General features: G+C 71.6%; 1 pseudogene. It reads right to left on the minus strand.

The features are described 5' to 3' along the window. Positions 1 to 277: pseudogene (locus AC5RWQ_RS30440) on the minus strand (hypothetical protein); the annotation flags it as partial. Positions 278 to 462: the final 185 nt, after the last annotated feature.

Below are 462 nucleotides of genomic sequence, written 5' to 3' on the forward strand. Positions count from 1 at the left end.
TGTTTCCGGTCTTGAAAGCGGTCAGCCCGTCCGGGGTGCCCATGCCCGTCGGGCCGTCCCACCCTGCGGCCGCCGTGCACAGGACGGCCGGAGCGCAGGTGCCGTTGGCGCCGGTCACCACGTCGTTGAGGTCGCCGGCGTGCGTGTAGAGGTCGGACGCCGGCTGCTCTTCCGGGGCGGGCGTCCCAGCCAGGGCGTACACCGCCGCGATGATCGGTGCGGACGCGCTTGTGCCGCCGTACACCGACCAGCCGCCACCACCGTACGTCTGGTACACAGCGACTCCGGTGTCCGGGTCGGCTACGGCAGAGACGTCGGTGTCCGCCCGGTGGGCGCAGACACCGGTGGATATGGCCTTCTGCCATGCCGGCTTGTCCTCGTCGCTGGAGCAGCCGGAGCCGGTCCCCGATCCGATCCCTCCCCAAGCCGACTCCGTCCAACCGCGTGGCGAGCTCGACGGGG

The sequence above is a fragment of the Micromonospora sp. BS32 genome (assembly GCF_059089345.1).